The following is a 17197-nucleotide window of genomic DNA, read 5'->3' as shown; positions in this document are numbered from 1 at the left end:
TCGCCTCCTTTTTTAGATTGATTATCAAAAATCTTTTACTTTACACCAGTTCCGCCACGCACTCCGCCACGCACGAACAAGTTGCCGAGCGTCGTTTTGGGGTTTGGTCACAGGTAGCGCGTCTTACGCTTTGCATCGCTCAAATATACTGACGACGCGAAGTACCTCTACCCTTCTAACCCACGACTTGGAGTTTATTTTTTTTACCAAGGTCTCGATGGTCAGCGGCGCCTCTACCATTATTATCATGTCGAAACTACCTGTAACCGGGTCGACAAACTCGACGCCCTGCATCTCTTCCAGCGCTCGAACCGCTTTTATAAAGTAATCCTGGCCCATGTCGTCGACCACGCTTACCAACAAATAGGCTCTCATTGGCACCCTATACCTCCTCTCATGCTTGATTTACCTGGTGCTTTAATTGAATCACTGTCCAGGCAATATAGAATCGGTGCTGCTACCGCTTTTTACTTTCGCGAAATACCTTGTTGCGCATCATAAGCAGTACGTGTAATTTTTATTGGTCATGAGTGATTACGCTATAGTTAAAGTTCTAGTAAATGCGTAATTTTACTTACCAGCGCTACGTAGTCCTACCGTTTTGAAATAATCTACGTGGAGGTTTATAATGAAATTAATGTGAGTAAGAACATCAGAATTTTGTTAGCTGAAGATCATGTGCTGGTAAGAGAGAGCATCCGTCGATTCTTAGAAAAAGAATCGGGCTTAGAAGTAGTCGGTGAAGCCGGAGACGGAGAAGAGATGGTTGCTTTGGCGACCAAGCTCAAGCCCGATATCATTATAGCCGATGTTTCCATGCCGAAACTTAACGGTATAGAAGCCACTAGAGCTATAAAAGCATTGCCTCTCTCTGTGCCGATACTTATACTTACCGCATACGACTACGATCAATATATTTTCGCCCTTCTCGAATCGGGGGCAGCCGGTTATCTTTTGAAAGATATCACCGGACAAGAGTTAATCGATAGCATATATGCAATACATAGGGGAGATTCGGTGCTCCACCCCACAATTGCAAGAAAAGTAATGCAGCGGTTTAGCAACACGGCAAGAAACCATGAGTTAAGGCCGTTTGAGCTGTTAACCAACCGTGAAGTAGAGGTGCTTAATCTAGCGGCACAAGGCAGAAGCAATAAAGAAATCGCTACAGAGCTTAGCCTAAGCGTGCGTACCGCCGAAGCCCACTTAGGCCATATATTCGATAAATTAGACGTTAGCTCTCGCACCGAAGCGGTAATTCTTGCTCTAAAAAATGGTTGGGTCGGGCTAGAATAGTTTGCATGACGAGGGATAAGCGTGAACACGGAGACTGAACATCACACAACACGTCAGGAACGTCTCATCCTTAACCCTAGTTTTTGGTCAATCGTAAGCATCTTTGTCCTTATAACTCTTCACCACTATAACGACCAGACCAATCTCATCCTACTCACCATTCCGGATACTTACTTTGGCATAACAAGACATACCGTCGACAGAATCCTATATCTGGTGCCCATTATCCTTAGTAGCTTTATTTTTGGTTTAAAAGGCGGTGCTGCGGCCATAATAATCGCTCTTCTTTTCATGTTGCCGCGGGCTATATTTATCTCACCAACACCGAGCACGGCCATCATCGAAACCATAATGATAACGTTAATAGGGTCCGTCGCGCCAATTTCGGCGAACACGCTTAGAAAGCGAAGTGAACAACTTGAACAGGCCAGAGCGTGTTTTGAATCATCGCAGCGGAAACTGCAGTCTAAGGTCCGAATGTCGATAAAGCAGGAAAAGCAACTCACCGTTATCAATGCCTTTACTGAGATGCTCAGCCGTTCCTTGGATATAGAAATAGTTCTCAATAACGCCATTAAAATGATTATGGAGGTAATGCATGTCGATATTGTTTTGATTTTTTCCCGAAACAGGAATGAGCAAGAATTAAATTTGATTGCTTTCAAAGGCATAAAAGAGCGCTCGGCGCAAGCTTTGGATGGGATGAAATTAGGGGAGGGTCTCTGCGGTTGCGTTGCCGACTCGGGAAAGCCGATATTAGTAGAGGATATCGCAAATAATCCGGATTTTTATACTGAGACCGCAAGAGAGGAAGGCTTACACACCCAGTTAAGCGTGCCCTTAATGGCTCGAGATAAGATTATGGGAACGCTTTGCATAGCCACATGCAACAAACGCCGGTTTCAAGAAGCGGAAATCGAACTGCTTTCCGCCCTCGGAAACCTTGTTGGAATCGCTATAGATAATTCCGGTCTCTACCATGAAAGAGAGTTGGCCAACGAACAGCTTAGATTCTCTGAAAGAAAATATCGACAGCTCTTTGAGAACGCACACGACGCGATTTGGATTCAGAATCTGAATGGTAAAATCACGGACGCCAACATAGCCGCCGCCAATCTCCTGGGCTTTCGACTATCAGAGTTGATCGGGGCCGACAGTCACCGGTTTCTGCCGCAAGAGAGCCTCACCGTATCAGAAACGATCCAAGACAACCTGCTAGATGATAAAACAGACAAACAGCCTTATACACAAAAGCTTATCAGAAAAGATGGTACCGAGGCTATCCTTAAAGTAACTACGAATCTAATCTCCAGCAATGGGCACCCTGACGGCTTTCAATTTATCGGCAGAGACATAACAAAAGAAGTCAGGTTGCAAGAAAACCAGCATTTCTACCTGCGGCAGATAACAAAAGGACACGAGGAGGAACGGTTGCGTATCTCGCGCGACCTCCATGACAGCACGGCGCAAAACCTTATCGCGGCGCTCCACCAGCTCGAGGAATTTTGCCAGGCAAGCAAAGAGCTGCCAATGGCCAAATTAAGGTTCTTGTGGGGGCTCCATGACCACCTCAAAGACTCTCTACAGAAGGTGCGTCGCTTAAGCCGCGATTTAAGGCCGTCGATTATCGATGATTTAGGTCTGATTCCCGCTGTGGAGTGGCTGACGGAACAACTGAAAACAGAGCATAAAATATCAGCAAGCTTGACGGTATCAGGCGAGGAGAGACGCTTTTCACCAGAGGTTGAGGTGGCTCTCTTTAGGATCGCTCAAGAAGCCTTGAGAAATGTAGCAAAGCACGCAGCGGCAACGAGCGCGGAACTTTCTATTGGTTTTGACGATACCGCTACGAAGCTTGTTATCGCCGATAACGGAAAGGGCTTCGAACTGCCGGTAAGTATCGGCGAGTTTTCACGCATTGGAAAACTAGGGATAGACGGCATGCAAACACGCGCCCGCCTAGTCGGCGGCACCTTCGATATACAATCCGAACCGGGTCGGGGCACTACGCTAACCGTCACCATTCCTACCTAGGAGCACAGTAAGAGCATCCGCAAAATCCTGGAGCCTCCGATAACGCTCCCCCCGCTCATCCCCCAGCTTATAATATAGTTTGCGGCATCGACGCGACCCATCCACACGTTAAGACAAATAATATACCAGTAGGTACGCGAATAAAAACAGCGTCACCCACAGCACCGTTGTGCCAATGGGCCAATGTTTGACTATATCGCCGGGGTAAATCTCTTTTTCTCTTTTAATCCGCTCGGCAATCTCCGCTCTTCTCTCTTGGCTACCGAACTGCAAAAGCACGGTATCCCATGCGATCTTTAAAGCCGCCTGCGGATTTTTACTCGCCCAGCCTAAAGATGTGGGGACGGTCTCAAAAGCCGCCCTATTAATAGCCGCCCCCACTTTAGCCATAGGGTTGCCTACAAGCCACATAAGAACTCCGGCGCCTTTACGGTAGAACCAGTCTGTGTCGAGATTAACGGCCCTTATTTCCGCGGGATAAACTCTCGACAACATCAGAAGCGTAAACGCCAACGCTGAGAAGAGCAACAACTGAAGTTGATCTATGACGTGCGCAGCCGTATACGGCACATAATCGACCGGGAATGGAAGAATGCTGTAGAGGGCGCCCGGAAAAACGCCTATAAAAACAGACAAGAAAGCCGCAATACCCATGGCAAGAAGCATGTTAAACGGCGCTTCTTTTGTCCTTATCCCCGAATCACGTCCGAAAAATGCAGAATACGGTATTCTAATGCCTGAGTAATGAAGGACGCCCGCGGAAGCAAATATTAAAACAAGCCATAGGGCGGCTAAGCCCTCATAGCCCGAGGCGCTTACGATCATCGATTTACTTACAAATCCACTGAAAAATGGAAATGCGGAGATCGACGCGGCGCCTATTACGCAAAATATGGCCGTTAACGGCATGGTCTTGTACAGACCACCTAAATCCGTGGCGTTAATCTTACCGGTCTGATGTAAAACAGCGCCCATAGACATGAAAAGAAGTGCCATATATAAAATACCGCTAAAAGCGTGAGCAACCGTGCCGTTTAGGGATAGACCCGTTCCAATCCCAACTCCAACCACCATGAATCCAAGCTGACTAATAAGACCGTAAGAAAGCACTTTTCGCAGGTCGTTCTCGATAAGCGCATAAAACATGGGAAACACTGCCATAGCTGCCCCAATCCATATCAAAATATCGGCGCCGGGATACGCCCTTGCCAGCACGTAGACCGCCGTTTTAGTGGTAAAGGCGCTTAGGAACACCGCGCCCGTAACGGTCGCCTCGGGATATGCGTCAGGCAACCAGGCATGCAAAACCGGGAAGGCGGCGTTTATGCCGAACCCAAGAAATATCAAATAGGATGCTAATCCGTTTAAGCCAATATACCCAAATTCGATTGAGCCGGTATTGCTTACAAGCAGGATTACGCCTGCGAGAAAACAAAGACCCCCAAATATATGAACTAAAAGATATCTAAACCCCGCGCCATAAGAAGCCTTTGTTCTACTCGCCCAAATTAGGTATGTCGCCGTTACTGCCATTATCTCCCAGAATACAAAGAGCGCTAACATGTCGCCCGCAAAAACAGCCCCTATTGCGCTTCCGGCATAAAGCAGCGCCGCCACGTGCTGCCCGTTATCTTTCACATAGAGTGCGTATAGGTTTGCGATAAAGGTTATCAGTATGAATATGTAGCCGAAGGCCATGCTTAGCTTGTCGACTTTACCAAAAGTTATGCTGTATTCCAGGAAACGAACGACCCAATGCGTCCCCTCCGGGATATTTAACAGATTTATAAAAGCGACGCCCGGCAAAATTAGCAGGTACGCGGATTTGACCCTACCCTTAAAAAACGGCACGAGAAACGCGCCGACGATAAATATCGCCGCCGGGGGAAGCATGCTAATCATAGTAATCCTCCTCCCTCATAACAACCTTTCGCAGAAGATATTTTGCTGCCAGAACGAGCCCCACACAAGCAAAAAATCCATATGCCCCATAAAACGATGGGTACTTTTCCCATGAGAAGTGTGGGTGTTTGGGGATGAACAAATCGACAACAATCAGTAAGACGAGTATTGCATAAAAACCATACAAGAGCCTCTTTAGATTTTTAGACATATCCAAAGTATGCTTATTGTTCTGCCCGCTCATCAAGGTGTTCCCTTCTGTTGGAATTCATGTGGCACATCCGGCACCCTACATCACACCGGCCGCAACCATCTTAGCAAGCTTAAGAAATATTGACGGCCGGACGAACAACACCAATACACCCGCGGCCGTCAGCGTAAGCGGTATTACCATAATGGCCGGCGCTTCATGTCTCTTTGCCCTTTCTCCCGGTGGTAGTTCTTTAAAAAACGCGGCATGCACTATCGGCAGAAAATAGGCGGCATTAAGTATCGTGCTCGTCGCAATCACAGCAATAATAGGCAACATTCCGGCCTCAATGGCTCCCATTCCTATGTACCACTTGCTCAAAAAGCCGCCCAACGGCGGGATGCCTATCATGGAGAGCGCACCGACCGTAAAAGCCGCCATCGTAAACGGCATCTGCCTGCCTATGCCGTTGAGTTCGCTCACCTTAGTCTTGTGGGCGGCGACATATATCGCTCCGGCCGCAAAGAAGAGTGTTATCTTGCCAAACGCGTGCAACGCGATATGCATAATGCTGCCCGTTATGCCCGATAGTGTCAGAAGCCCGACGCCGAGCATTACAAAAGAAAGCTGGGATACCGTTGAATACGCGAGGCGCGCCTTCAGGTTATCCTGCCTTAACGCCATAATCGATGCCGTAATTATTGTAAAAGACGCGAAATACGCGAGGACCGCGCCCATCCCAAGCTGCGATAAAAGGTTTACGCCGAAAATATTTAGAACGACCTTTAAAACAACGAATACGCCGGTTTTGACTACCGCAACGGCGTGCAAAAGGGCGCTCACCGGTGTCGGCGCGACCATTGCGGCGGGAAGCCACGAATGAAACGGCATCATGGCCGCTTTGGCTATCCCCGCCATAAAGAGCACAAAAATCGCGGCCAGCAGCAGGTCCGAACCTTTTCCCGCAAGTATCCCGTGGCTTGCAAAATCGAGCGTGCCCGCCGCGTTATAAGTAAGAATTATGGCAAACAACTGAAAAGCTACCGACATACCGAGTAAATATGTAAGATATCTCCTCGCGCCCTTAAGCGCCTCCGCGGTCCCTTTGTGGGCGACGAGCGGAAACGTGGAGAACGTTATAATCTCGTAGAAGATGAACGTCGTGAACATATTCGCCGAAAACGCGACACCTATGGTCGCGGAGAGCGCGACGGCAAAAAACATAAAATATCTTGTCTGTGCGTGTTCCTTCAGCGCCCTTACATACCCAATCGAGTAGAATGACGTAATAATCCAGAGAAAAGACGCCGTCAGCGCAAAAAATATCCCCAAAGCATCGACCTTAAACTCAATATCAAGCCCCGGGACAACGCTGACCAGGAAATACTCTATGACTTTTCCCTCAAGAACAACCGGCAGCATCGATACTACGATCGCGAATTTCGTTACTGCGGCGGCGATGGTCCAAAATTCCCGTATATTAGGTTTTTTACCTGAAATTCCAATCAAAACAACCGCGACGAGCGATACGGCTATGGCGTAAAGAGGCATTGCCGACTGAACCACCTCCATTACACACCTCCCAAGAGCATATTCGCCGCCTTACCCGCTATCGATGCCGGGATAACAGCCGCGACCCCGAAAAATATGCAAAGCCCCGCAAGCACCATGGTCGGCACGAGCAGACCGAGCGGAGCATCGTCTCTTATCTGGCCGGCCCCGTCCGGCACCGCGAAATATATCCCCTCGATGATTCTCCAAAAATATACGGCAGTCAGCAACGAGCTAAGAAGAATTACGGGGACGATAAACCACATATCAGAGGCTAATGCCCCAAGCACAATATACCATTTGCTAACAAAACCGACTGTAAGCGGCACGCCTATCATCGAAATACCCCCGACTGTAAAGGCAGCCATGGTAAAAGGCATCTTTTTTCCCATGCCCTTAAGGCCTGAAATTTCTTCTATCCCCAGCTTGTAAACGACCGCCCCGACCGCCAGAAATAACGCCCCCTTCATCAGGCTGTGGTTTAAAATATGAAGAAGACTTCCGGTCATGGCGACTTGATTGGCAAGCGCGGCGCCCAAAACTATATAGCCTATCTGGCCGACACTGGAGTAGGCGAGCATCCTTTTGAGATTTGTCTGAGCGACAGCCAGCACCGAGCCGGCAATTATGGCGATAAGAGCGAGAACGATCAGTATTTTTGTAACCGGCACAACCTGCAGATCGAACTCCGGCTTAAACACCGTAAACATAACCCGCAGCAAAGCATAGGCGCCGACCTTTGTGGCGGTCGCGGCCATTATGGCGCTTACAACCGATGGCGCATAGGTATAAGCATTTGGAAGCCAGGCATGGAGAGGAAAGAGCGCCAGCTTTAAGCTTAAGCCCACCGTAAAAAATGCGAAGGCGGTGCGCACGACCCTAGACTCGTAAAGCATCGGCAGCCTATCCCGTAAATCAGCCATATTGAGGGTGCCGGTCACCATATAGAGATAGCCGATGCCGAGCAATATGAATGTCGCGGCGATTGTGCCGAGTATCAGGTAGTTATAGCTCGCCATGAGCGCGGCTCTTTTCCTTCCCACCGCAATAAGGGCATACCCCGCAAGAGACGCGATTTCCAGGAAGACATATAAGTTGAATATATCGCCGGTTATAACGATGCCCATAAGTCCCGCGACAAACAGCAAGTATATTGAATAAAAAGGCGTTATCTTGTTCTCATCGATCTCTTTCTCGACGCTTTTCTTAGCATACAGCGAGACGATAAAGGCTATGAACGCTACAACGATGAGAACAAAAGCATTGAGATAATCGACAACATACTCGATACCCCATGGAGGCTCCCAACCACCGAGCCAGTAACTTATCTTCCCTTTGCTCATCACTGTATTGAGTAACGAAAGGGAGATTAAAAAGCATGAGAGGGTGACTGCGACCGTTATATACCAGCTATAGAGAGTGTTGTTTCGCCCAACAACCGGAATTATGACCGCCGATAGCAGAGGTATTACAATAACTAGTACCGGAAAGTGCTCCGCTATGTTCATCTTTGCGCATTTATCCTTTCCCCACCCATCGCCAGAATTTCGTCCTCTTCTATTGTTCCATATTCCCTGTATATTCTGATGATTAGAGCCAGGGCGACCGCTGTCGTGCTGACGGAGACAACGATCGCGGTAAGAATTAAAACGTGGGGCAGAGGGTTGTTGTATAAAACAGCCTCATCCCACACAATCGGGGCGGTCCCCCCTTTTACTTTTGAGATTGAAATATAAAACAGGAATACCGCCGTCTGGAAGATATTCATTCCTATTACCTTCTTGATCAGGTTTCCTTTGGCTATAATCGCATAAAAGCCGATCATCATAAGCGTTACATGTATCCAATAATTATATTTCCCCGCGATGAACTCAAGCATCTTCTCGCCTCGCCGTCTCAAAAAATATCGTTATCATCACCGCGGCTACCGTAATGCCGACGCCTATTTCAATTCCGTAGATACCTAAGTGGCTGGCGAACGCCGCGTCGCCTAATGGTAGTTTGCCATATTCTAGATAGGCTCCACCTGCTGCTATACACAACAAGCCGATGCCGCCGTATATCAATACACCTGTCGAACTCAGAAGGTCGCTTACCTTTTGAGATAGCCTCTTTCTCGCCGCCTCTATATCAAACGCAAGCGTATAGAGGATTATGCTCGCTCCCAAAATAACACCGCCCTGGAATCCACCGCCGGGGCCAAGCTCACCGTGGGCTATGACATAAAAGCCATAAAGCTGTATAAAAGGAATTAGTAACTTCGCAACGGTTCTTCCGATTACATGCTCGCCTACTATATGTCCTCGCGTTGTCCTGTCTCTCCCGGGAACTGTCATCGTTGACTCTTCCGCCCAGACGCACCGTCGTTTTTTCTCAGAAGCAAAACCACGCATATTCCAGCGGTGAATATAACCGTCGTTTCACCAAGAGTATCGTATCCTCTATAGCTTGCAAGAACAGCTGTGACAAAATTAACGACCCCGGTCTCTTTATATGATTTTTCTATATACCTTGGGGCTACGTGAAGATTTGCGGGCGCGTTGGGGTCTCCAAAGTTCGGCATATCGATAGTGCCGTAGATTAAGACAGCGCCCGTAATAAGTACCAGTATTAAAGCCGGTACTTGATGACGCGATGATTTCAACCGTTTATCGCTAGTGTTATTGCTCGCCTCGCCTCTTTTTGTTCTGCTCAATGCCGCTATCAGCAGCATGGTAGTAATCCCCGCCCCGACGGAAGCCTCGGTAAAGGCAACATCAACGGCGTTAAGCCTCGTCCACACCACGGCCATTATAAGGCTGTAAGCCCCGAGCATTATGACGGCGCTGAGCAAGTCTTTCATTTGAACTACTACGACCGCGCAGACTACAAGAAACAATAGGAGTAATAAATCGATCATTTAGTCTCCTTGTCTTCCTTTTTCCACGGTTCAACGCCTTGCGAGTAGGCGGCCTTTGCCAAAGCGTGCGTTGCCGTCGGGTTTGCGATAAATATGAACACCGTGATAATCAAGAGCTTTATGCTTATAAACGAAAACCCCTCGTAAACCATGAGCCCCAAAAACACGAGCACCTGTCCAAGGGTATCGGCTTTGCCTGCGGGGTGAATTCTGGTATAAAAATCCGGAAACCGCACAACTCCCACGGAGGCCACAACGATGAAAAAGCAGCCGAGAACCAAAAAAATAGCGGTTATAATCGTTTTAGCATCCATTCATGCCCTCTCTAGTCCAACCCGCCCGTTTCTCTGTATTTAAGAAACGCTATGGTTGCAATGAAGTTTATAAGCGCATAAACAAGCGCGATGTCCAGAAAGTGCGGACGACCATCGATAAACCCTATTAAGGCGATCAAGACCACCGTCTTGGTGCCTATAACGTTTACCGCTAATGCCCTATCGTAAACCCTTGGACCCTTTACGGCCCTGTAGAGAACGAGAATCGCCGCTAAAACGATAATCGTGGCGGCAACTTCAAACATCTTCAACCACAACCTTCTATATTCTTTACTCGCTGCTCCATCTCTCCGGCCATCAAGCTTTCCGCGGGGCCTTTTGCAATGGCATGAATAATAAATTCGTTCTTGTTGACTTCGATAGTGACTGTGCCCGGTGTCAAAGTTATAGAATTGGCGAGCGTTACCATTCCCAATTCTGTCTTAAACTCATTTTTGAACGTGATTATGCCTGGGTCAATCGGCATCCTGGGATGAAGAGTACGGTATGCTAGATCGAAGTTCGCAAGCACAATTTGCCACATGAGCCACGGCAAATACTTAACAAACCTATAGATCCTAAGCGCGCTAAGCTTAATATCCGCGTTTCCGACCAAAAGATCGTGTGATAAATACGAGACCAGCAGGCTCGATATAACACCGGACAAAATCAGTATAAAACTGAACTCCCCTGAAAGAAGCATCCAAAATATGAACATGACTACAGCGGTCAATAAGAAGCTCATGAATCCTTCCATTATCCAAAAAGCTATGCTATCTCGTGCTTTATGGCGTCTACGTAAGCATAAGCCTCTATCGGGGCAATATAATTACCATCCGAACCATGAACCTGGATGCCGGTAATAACCGCGTAGTCGCTCTTCTCCCGGTCGACCAGAGCGTCAAGCGCTGCCTCGAGGTCGGCCTGGGTCGCGCGCTGCGCGATTCTCGTAACTCGAAGCAGATCCGGCGTTTCGCCCGCCGGTATCTCCTTGGTGAGGCGCGCCTTAATTAAGCTGATTTCCGGGTCGTCCATGTAAATCGTCTCATCGACTGTGCCTTCAGCGACCATCTTTTGGAAAATACCTAGAGCCCCGCAGGCGCTCGAGCCGCCATATCTCCCATCCCGCACGCAGACACCGATACATCCGTCGTCATCGATTGCTATATGCGGAAAGCTATAGAAGACATAGCGCTCTCTTCCGTCCAGATTGGGCGCGTGGTGCATCGCCGCCGTCAAGCCGGTCTTTCCCGCGAAAAACATAGCCGCCAGGCTCGAAAGGTTGAACGTGAGACCCCAATTTCGCCGGACCGCTTCGACCAGCGGCTGCGATATCTCGTCCCGGCAGACGCCGACGCATGCTATGCTGTTGTCGGCGGTAAATCCCAGCTTGCCCAAAGCCTCGCTCGTCCCATCGATATACGTCGTTTCGTCCACGACATTTTTAAAATACGACCGCAACACATCAACCGTGCCCATAATCTCCCTTCCATACCTATCTTTTTCAACATTATAGCGCTCGATCCTTTGCCTGACCATAACTTCTCCGCACTCTCCGCCGAAGCAACCCCAAGCTGCCATCGCACTTTCGCGCTCGAAACATTGCGCGGCGCATATCTCCGCCGCCCCTGTAGCCGGAGCTTTCGTGCCACCTCTTGAGGTACATTTTTAGATGAGGCAATATGTATTTCGCCTTGACAGACCAGCGCATCGAGGAGTTTACAGAAGAACATTTTTAGCGGTTTACAGAACATCAGCGATGCATGCCTGGACCGGAGGTTTAACAGTTCGTCCCCCGGTCCAGGCATGCATATTCTTAAATCAACTTTTTTCAAAAAATTTAGCTGTAGTTACATCAACTTTAGAAATTCCTCAGAACTTCCCGGAACTACGACAACCGGGCATTGAAGTCCCGCGGCCACATGATTCACAAGCGCATGCGTTATGCTTCCCACAAAAATCCTGGATCCTCTTCCCCTTCCGCTTGCGCCCACCACTATCATGACGACATCCTTGTCATTATTTGCCACTTCGGCAAGGACGTCATCAGGAGACCCGATATCGACCTCAGTCGTTATCGTAATTCCTTCGTCGCTAACCTCCGATATCGCTTTGTTCAGCACAGCCTCTGCTTCAGCCTTTAGCTTACTCGAGATATCTCTATAATATTCCCTGTACGAAGGCTCATTGATTACACTGATTCCCGTAATCTGCGCGCCCATAAGCTTGGCCATTTTTACGGCATATTTAAGGGCATTCATAGATGCTTGCGAGCCATCTATGCCAACAAGTATTTTTTTCATCGAACTCTCCTTTTCAGGGCCTTAAGTCCGCGGAACACAATCTCATCCATATCCTATACACTCCAGGTTTCCTTACTATGTTTTATCTGATAACGCCTACGGTTGCTTCCCCACATTTTCCGCCAAAAGCTTTTTCTCAAGCTTTATGCCTTGGAGCATTCTTATAATAATAAGAGCGCTCAGAGCAGTCGCGGCGCCGATCATAAGATAGCCTGAATAATCGGTCCACATTGTTTCCATTGCCTTGGCCTGCTGAACCACGTCTGACTGCTGAGCCATCCAGCCTTTAACCGCATCTTTATTCATCTGTATCCACTCCGCGATTTGGGGCTTAATGGAATCTGCTGATGAACCTCCCGCTTTTACCCATTCAATAAACTTCGGGTTCGATTCTACCCAGGCATTAAGGCTTGAGCTATAAACTGCCTTGTAAGTGCCGGCGATGTGCTTAAAGACAACGGACAAGCCCGCAAGCGCCATTGTGACCGCAAAATAGAGCCGTATTTTCAGACCCTTCACATATTGAGTTGCAAGTGTCCCAAACTGAGCGCCAACCGCTGCTCCGATGAGCATTACTGCTGCCGCTACAAGCTCGACCCTTCCCTTCATCGCATAGCTGAATGCGCCATAAGCTCCGGTAACGACGATTTCGAAGAGGTCTGTACCGACCGCTACTCTTGTCGGGCAACCGATAACATACATAAGAGCGGGCATCCTTATGAATCCGCCGCCGACCCCTAAGAACCCCGCAAGAAAACCGGTAAATGCTGAAACTATGATAATCACCCATAAAGACATTTGGAATCCTGAGACCTTAAGATTTATCATCGGCGGTATTCTTAATTTCTGCATCTTTAACGCAAGCCCTGAGGCTCCCGCATCCGCTACGGCCTTTGCCTTCTCCGGCGTTGACCCTCTTGTAAGCTTACGATACTCATAAAGCATAAAGCTACTGAGACCGAATAGCAGAACCATATATGTTATTCTTACTATAAAATCTACCTGTCCCAACTTCTCTAGCCACATGATAGTCATAGCGCCGCCCTCTATGCCTATCGCCGTTCCGATTATCATTAATACGCCTAATCTCATATCCACATTGCCGAATTTTCTGTGTTTTGCGGTCGCTACAATTGATTTGCCCGCTATATGAGCCATATCGGTCCCAATCGCGTACGCCATTGGAAATCCGAATACATTCAGCGCCGGCGTAACCATAAAAGCGCCGCCAACACCGAAGAAGCCTCCAATCACCCCCACCGTAAAACCGAGGAGTATGAGTTTCCAGATCGCGATTTCTACACCCGATATAGGCAGATATATCTGAGCTGAAAATATCTCCATTTCTATTTGCCTCCTATGCCCAGAATTTTTCTCAACAACCTACCTGAAACATTGCCTACAATTAATGCAATCGCCATGAAGGCGATAAGCCCTAGGGCTGTGATCACAACTGGAACTAATTTCAAAACTACGACCTCCATGGCCCCTCCTCGAACTAGTGATGGATCTCTATTCTTTCACCCTTTACACCCAATAATTTGAATAAAACCTCTATGATAGTGGCGATAATTACACCCATCCCCGACATAGTTAAAACTGTGACCACTCCAAACCATATGGGACTGTTTTTGTTCAGTTCCACAAGCCAATTATTAATGCCGTCCATCGTCGCACCCCCTTCCCCCTGTTCTTGAATAGAACTCGTCTCAGAAATACGCCGCGATAAACAAACTTCCGGGTAACACGGTTTCGGTCGGGCCGAAATGGCATTTGTGAGATAGGTTCTAGTAATCCTAAAACATCATTAATCGCGAACAATCACGAAACTTAAAGCGAATCAATAGGTAAAGCTTAAAGTGATATAAGAGCCTCAAGGGCCTTTTCAAAAGCTGTCCGGGGCATAAATGTCCAGGGCATGACTTGGCCTTTACGCTTATTTGAGCGCAAATACCTAAAAAAGCAGGCTTCCCGATCTAGCGCATGAACTCATCCATCACGCCAGGAATGTAATTAATAGTTTTACGCTTCAGCAATACATGCCGTTGCGGTTTGTGCGCTTGTACCAACTGTATAAACTGCATTATATCACTATAAGTGTTATCGTCAACACCAAAATACGTAATTTCGCTAGTTTCTTTAGAGTGTTTTCTCTCAGCAACCAAGCGTTATCGCTCTAATCCCTCTTTTGTAGGCCCATCTGTGCATCCATTACTCGAACTGGTCTTTCAACCATACCCCGGTCTCTGACACCCAATGTCCGAATGCTTGTTGGTGCGAGACCGAATAAGACCGGATGTTGAAACAGGTCGCGGTTCCCTTAATTCGATTGGCTCTCCCCCTTGCCCTCGGGCAATATATCTTTGCTATGAGCTTGACAAAGAAAATCCTAAATGATACGCTAATTGGAACAATTGTTACATACTCGTAGCGGTCACATTACCGGAGGTCGTCCACCATGGGCGCGCAAATACTTCGGATTAAACGCAGCAGGTTCAAGCTTTATCTACTTCGGGCATACATATTGCCTGGGGTGTCTTTTGTTAATTTTCGGTTTTTCAGGCGGCAATCCGCTTTTTTGGGTATTTCCAACCTTAGAGAAGGAACCACAAAAAAAGCTCGCAGCCTTGAATTTAGATTGTGTCGAACATCCAATATCAATAGCGTCTACCAGTATAAGGAGGTAAAATGGCAGGATTAGTTCCCCCACATGGTGGCGGTGATTTAAAACCGCTACTGCTCAGCGGCGCCGAGCTGCAGCAAGAGATGGAAAAGGCCAAAACTCTCGAGAAGGTAATGATGACCTCGCGCGAGACCGGCGACCTTATCATGATGGGTATCGGTGCGTTTACCCCGCTCGACGGCTTCATGAACAAAGCCGATTGGCAGGGTGTCGTAGACGAGTACACGATGTCCGACGGAGTCTTCTGGCCGATACCGATCACATTGTCCACGTCGAAAGAGCAAGCTGCGGGTCTCAAAGAAGGCCAAGAGGTGGCGCTCATCGATACCGATAGCGGCGAGCTGATGGGCAGCTTGACGGTGTCCGAGACCTATGAGATCGACAAGGTCCATGAGTGCAAGCAGGTATTTAGAACCGATGACATGGAGGGCCACCCGGGTGTCCAAAAGGTCATGGCGCAAGGCGATGTAAACATCGCCGGTAACGTGAGAGTATTTAGCGAAAGCTACTTCCCTAAGATGTTCGAAGGCGTCTACATGCGCCCGGCCGAGACCCGTGCGGCGTTCGAGGAGAGGGGCTGGAGCACCGTTGCGGCACTGCAGCTCAGAAACCCGATGCACCGCTCGCACGAGTATCTCGCGAAAATCGCCGTCGAGGTAACCGATGGCGTTCTCATCCACCAACTCGTCGGCAAGCTTAAAGCCGGCGATATCCCGGCCGAGGTCAGGGTTAAAGCAATCGACAAACTCGTGGAGCTTTATTTTGTAAACAACACCGTCATCCAAGCGGGTTATCCGATGGAGATGCGCTATGCCGGTCCGCGCGAAGCGCTCCTGCACGCGACCTTCAGGCAGAACTACGGCTGCAGCCACCTCCTCGTCGGCCGCGACCACGCGGGCGTCGGCGAGTACTACGGCCCGTTCGACGCGCACCACATCTTCGACGAGATTCCGAAGGGCGCGCTCCTTACCCAGCCGCTCAAAATCGACTGGACCTTCTACTGCACCAAGTGCGACGGCATGGCCTCGATGAGAACCTGCCCGCACGGCAAAGAAGACCGGATGCTACTGAGCGGTACTAAGCTAAGAAGCATGCTCTCCCAGAACGAAGAGGTGCCGGACCACTTCAGCCGCCCGGAGGTACTCGAGATATTGAGAGAGTACTATGAGGGCCTCGAGGAGAAAGTCGAAGTCAAGCTTCACAAATACTCCGAAGGCGAGAAGTAGGCCGCCCGGTAAGGTGCCCGGGGTTTATGGTGTAAGCCTATCGCCAAGCATATAGCGGACTTTCACCGCCAGGCTATCGCCCATGCCGGGCGCACTAGCACAAAAACCACGCCTCATCACGGGGCGTGGTTTTTTCTGCGGTGTGATATTGCGAGCGAGCCTCCCTCTGGGCCGATTATTATGCGCTTTCTTGTGTCTATTCAATGCCCGATTCCTGCTATTCAGCACTCCACTCCTCTGCTATCATTTACTAATAGGATTATTGTAGTGACCACGGGCATTTAGGATCTATGCGATGCGAACCCATGGAAAGCAGCTAACCTTGAAGTTGCGAATGCCGTATAAGAAAATACTGGTAGGCGTCTTTGCGGCCATATTCATAATTGCCGGCTTCTCTGGAATACGAGGCGTATTCTTGGGCTTTATCAAGCCGATGCCCGATATCGATGCTTTAGGGCCCCGGCAACTGGTATTAGCCTATTACAAGAGATTAGCCCTGACCGATACCGCCGGCGCGAATCGATGCCTCTCGGATGATTACCGCCGCGAACTCGCAGGCATCAGCCCCATATATACCGTCTGGCTAGGCGACGTCAAAATCAGCAAAGGAGCACGACTGCGGCTCAAAGGCATGTACAGTACTAATTACGACGAACGGCTATACTATGTCGAGTATAGCGCCTGGCAGATGGGCGGCGGTGTTTCGCCAAGCGGTCAAGAGTCGATGTTCGTCTATGTCGCAAAAGAGACAAAAGAATCGCCCTGGAGAATAATCGGCATCGGGAGCGGTCCTTGATGA

20 protein-coding genes are annotated in these 17197 nt (G+C 48.8%); 4 read left to right on the top strand and 16 right to left on the bottom strand.

Translation table 11 applies throughout. The features are described 5' to 3' along the window. Positions 1-123 precede the first annotated feature (123 nt). Positions 124-381: a hypothetical protein gene (locus tag KGZ93_08540; protein MBS3909655.1), complete on the bottom strand. Its 258-nt coding sequence runs from the start codon at positions 379-381 to the stop codon at positions 124-126. Positions 382-633: 252 nt separating this feature from the next. Here KGZ93_08540 and KGZ93_08535 point away from each other — a divergent pair, with 252 nt between their 5' ends. Continuing rightward, positions 634-1296 (top strand): response regulator transcription factor, encoded by a 663-nt coding sequence (locus tag KGZ93_08535; GenBank protein ID MBS3909654.1) that lies wholly within the window; start codon positions 634-636, stop codon positions 1294-1296. Positions 1297-1773: 477 nt separating this feature from the next. After that, positions 1774-3330: a PAS domain S-box protein gene (locus tag KGZ93_08530; protein ID MBS3909653.1), complete on the top strand. Its 1557-nt coding sequence runs from the start codon at positions 1774-1776 to the stop codon at positions 3328-3330. Positions 3331-3438: 108 nt separating this feature from the next. Here the strand turns inward: KGZ93_08530 and KGZ93_08525 are convergent, their stop codons facing one another. From KGZ93_08525 to KGZ93_08455, 15 genes are all read right to left on the bottom strand, one after another. Beyond that, on the bottom strand, positions 3439-5232 hold the full coding sequence (locus tag KGZ93_08525) for a Na(+)/H(+) antiporter subunit D (protein ID MBS3909652.1): 1794 nt from the start codon (positions 5230-5232) through the stop codon (positions 3439-3441). Then, the gene (locus KGZ93_08520) at positions 5225-5443 is read right to left on the bottom strand and encodes a hypothetical protein (protein MBS3909651.1); all 219 of its coding nucleotides are present in this window, start codon (positions 5441-5443) and stop codon (positions 5225-5227) included. Before KGZ93_08520 ends, KGZ93_08525 begins: the two co-directional genes overlap by 8 nt. Before the next feature lie 78 nt (positions 5444-5521). Beyond that, complete coding sequence (locus KGZ93_08515; protein ID MBS3909650.1) at positions 5522-6994, bottom strand: monovalent cation/H+ antiporter subunit D family protein; 1473 nt, start codon at positions 6992-6994, stop codon at positions 5522-5524. Further along, the gene (locus KGZ93_08510; protein MBS3909649.1) at positions 6994-8475 is read right to left on the bottom strand and encodes a monovalent cation/H+ antiporter subunit D family protein; all 1482 of its coding nucleotides are present in this window, start codon (positions 8473-8475) and stop codon (positions 6994-6996) included. The genes KGZ93_08515 and KGZ93_08510 overlap by 1 nt, the downstream gene beginning before the upstream one ends. A gap of 2 nt (positions 8476-8477) precedes the next feature. After that, complete coding sequence (locus KGZ93_08505; protein ID MBS3909648.1) at positions 8478-8852, bottom strand: cation:proton antiporter subunit C; 375 nt, start codon at positions 8850-8852, stop codon at positions 8478-8480. After that, positions 8845-9309, bottom strand: coding sequence for a Na(+)/H(+) antiporter subunit B (locus tag KGZ93_08500; protein ID MBS3909647.1), 465 nt, complete (start codon positions 9307-9309; stop codon positions 8845-8847). The genes KGZ93_08505 and KGZ93_08500 overlap by 8 nt, the downstream gene beginning before the upstream one ends. Further along, positions 9306-9872: a DUF4040 domain-containing protein gene (locus KGZ93_08495; protein ID MBS3909646.1), complete on the bottom strand. Its 567-nt coding sequence runs from the start codon at positions 9870-9872 to the stop codon at positions 9306-9308. The genes KGZ93_08500 and KGZ93_08495 overlap by 4 nt, the downstream gene beginning before the upstream one ends. Beyond that, on the bottom strand, positions 9869-10186 hold the full coding sequence (mnhG, locus tag KGZ93_08490) for a monovalent cation/H(+) antiporter subunit G (protein MBS3909645.1): 318 nt from the start codon (positions 10184-10186) through the stop codon (positions 9869-9871). The genes KGZ93_08495 and mnhG overlap by 4 nt, the downstream gene beginning before the upstream one ends. An 11-nt stretch (positions 10187-10197) precedes the next feature. Beyond that, on the bottom strand, positions 10198-10452 hold the full coding sequence (locus tag KGZ93_08485; GenBank protein MBS3909644.1) for a cation:proton antiporter: 255 nt from the start codon (positions 10450-10452) through the stop codon (positions 10198-10200). 2 nt (positions 10453-10454) lie between these two features. Beyond that, on the bottom strand, positions 10455-10931 hold the full coding sequence (locus KGZ93_08480; GenBank protein MBS3909643.1) for a Na+/H+ antiporter subunit E: 477 nt from the start codon (positions 10929-10931) through the stop codon (positions 10455-10457). Positions 10932-10954: 23 nt separating this feature from the next. Further along, a complete protein-coding gene (locus KGZ93_08475; GenBank protein MBS3909642.1) occupies positions 10955-11725 on the bottom strand; it encodes a hypothetical protein in 771 nt (256 codons plus the stop codon). Positions 11726-12036: 311 nt separating this feature from the next. Then, positions 12037-12489 carry a universal stress protein gene (locus KGZ93_08470; GenBank protein MBS3909641.1) on the bottom strand — a complete coding sequence of 151 codons (453 nt, stop codon included), beginning with the start codon at positions 12487-12489 and terminating at the stop codon, positions 12037-12039. 96 nt (positions 12490-12585) lie between these two features. Further along, entirely contained in the window at positions 12586-13812 is a 1227-nt protein-coding gene (locus KGZ93_08465) for a sulfite exporter TauE/SafE family protein (protein ID MBS3909640.1), read from the bottom strand. Positions 13813-13835: 23 nt separating this feature from the next. Continuing rightward, positions 13836-13973 carry a hypothetical protein gene (locus KGZ93_08460; protein ID MBS3909639.1) on the bottom strand — a complete coding sequence of 46 codons (138 nt, stop codon included), beginning with the start codon at positions 13971-13973 and terminating at the stop codon, positions 13836-13838. Between the two features lie 14 nt (positions 13974-13987). After that, positions 13988-14158 (bottom strand): hypothetical protein, encoded by a 171-nt coding sequence (locus tag KGZ93_08455; protein ID MBS3909638.1) that lies wholly within the window; start codon positions 14156-14158, stop codon positions 13988-13990. Positions 14159-15177: 1019 nt separating this feature from the next. Here KGZ93_08455 and sat point away from each other — a divergent pair. Continuing rightward, on the top strand, positions 15178-16398 hold the full coding sequence (gene sat / locus KGZ93_08450) for a sulfate adenylyltransferase (GenBank protein ID MBS3909637.1): 1221 nt from the start codon (positions 15178-15180) through the stop codon (positions 16396-16398). A gap of 295 nt (positions 16399-16693) precedes the next feature. After that, positions 16694-17194 carry a DUF4829 domain-containing protein gene (locus KGZ93_08445; protein ID MBS3909636.1) on the top strand — a complete coding sequence of 167 codons (501 nt, stop codon included), beginning with the start codon at positions 16694-16696 and terminating at the stop codon, positions 17192-17194. Positions 17195-17197: the final 3 nt, after the last annotated feature.

Source organism: Actinomycetota bacterium (genome assembly GCA_018333515.1).
In the GTDB taxonomy this organism is placed as follows: Bacteria; Actinomycetota; Aquicultoria; order Aquicultorales; family Aquicultoraceae; genus Aquicultor.
The sequence above is the reverse complement of the archived record's forward strand: the minus strand, read 5'-3'. Positions and strand labels throughout refer to the sequence as shown.

What these genes read in the sequence shown, in the direction of transcription:
- KGZ93_08530 (MBS3909653.1), top strand. Translation starts at nt 1,774, where the DNA reads ATGTCGATAAAGCAGGAAAAGCAACTCACCGTTATCAATGCCTTTACT.
- KGZ93_08525 (MBS3909652.1), bottom strand. Translation starts at nt 5,232, where the DNA reads ATGATTAGCATGCTTCCCCCGGCGGCGATATTTATCGTCGGCGCGTTT.
- KGZ93_08520 (MBS3909651.1), bottom strand. Translation starts at nt 5,443, where the DNA reads ATGTCTAAAAATCTAAAGAGGCTCTTGTATGGTTTTTATGCAATACTC.
- KGZ93_08515 (MBS3909650.1), bottom strand. Translation starts at nt 6,994, where the DNA reads ATGGAGGTGGTTCAGTCGGCAATGCCTCTTTACGCCATAGCCGTATCG.
- KGZ93_08505 (MBS3909648.1), bottom strand. Translation starts at nt 8,852, where the DNA reads ATGCTTGAGTTCATCGCGGGGAAATATAATTATTGGATACATGTAACG.
- KGZ93_08500 (MBS3909647.1), bottom strand. Translation starts at nt 9,309, where the DNA reads ATGACAGTTCCCGGGAGAGACAGGACAACGCGAGGACATATAGTAGGC.
- KGZ93_08495 (MBS3909646.1), bottom strand. Translation starts at nt 9,872, where the DNA reads ATGATCGATTTATTACTCCTATTGTTTCTTGTAGTCTGCGCGGTCGTA.
- mnhG (MBS3909645.1), bottom strand. Translation starts at nt 10,186, where the DNA reads ATGGATGCTAAAACGATTATAACCGCTATTTTTTTGGTTCTCGGCTGC.
- KGZ93_08485 (MBS3909644.1), bottom strand. Translation starts at nt 10,452, where the DNA reads ATGTTTGAAGTTGCCGCCACGATTATCGTTTTAGCGGCGATTCTCGTT.
- KGZ93_08480 (MBS3909643.1), bottom strand. Translation starts at nt 10,931, where the DNA reads ATGAGCTTCTTATTGACCGCTGTAGTCATGTTCATATTTTGGATGCTT.
- KGZ93_08475 (MBS3909642.1), bottom strand. Translation starts at nt 11,725, where the DNA reads ATGGTCAGGCAAAGGATCGAGCGCTATAATGTTGAAAAAGATAGGTAT.
- KGZ93_08470 (MBS3909641.1), bottom strand. Translation starts at nt 12,489, where the DNA reads ATGAAAAAAATACTTGTTGGCATAGATGGCTCGCAAGCATCTATGAAT.
- KGZ93_08460 (MBS3909639.1), bottom strand. Translation starts at nt 13,973, where the DNA reads ATGGAGGTCGTAGTTTTGAAATTAGTTCCAGTTGTGATCACAGCCCTA.
- KGZ93_08455 (MBS3909638.1), bottom strand. Translation starts at nt 14,158, where the DNA reads ATGGACGGCATTAATAATTGGCTTGTGGAACTGAACAAAAACAGTCCC.
- sat (MBS3909637.1), top strand. Translation starts at nt 15,178, where the DNA reads ATGGCAGGATTAGTTCCCCCACATGGTGGCGGTGATTTAAAACCGCTA.
- KGZ93_08445 (MBS3909636.1), top strand. Translation starts at nt 16,694, where the DNA reads ATGCGAACCCATGGAAAGCAGCTAACCTTGAAGTTGCGAATGCCGTAT.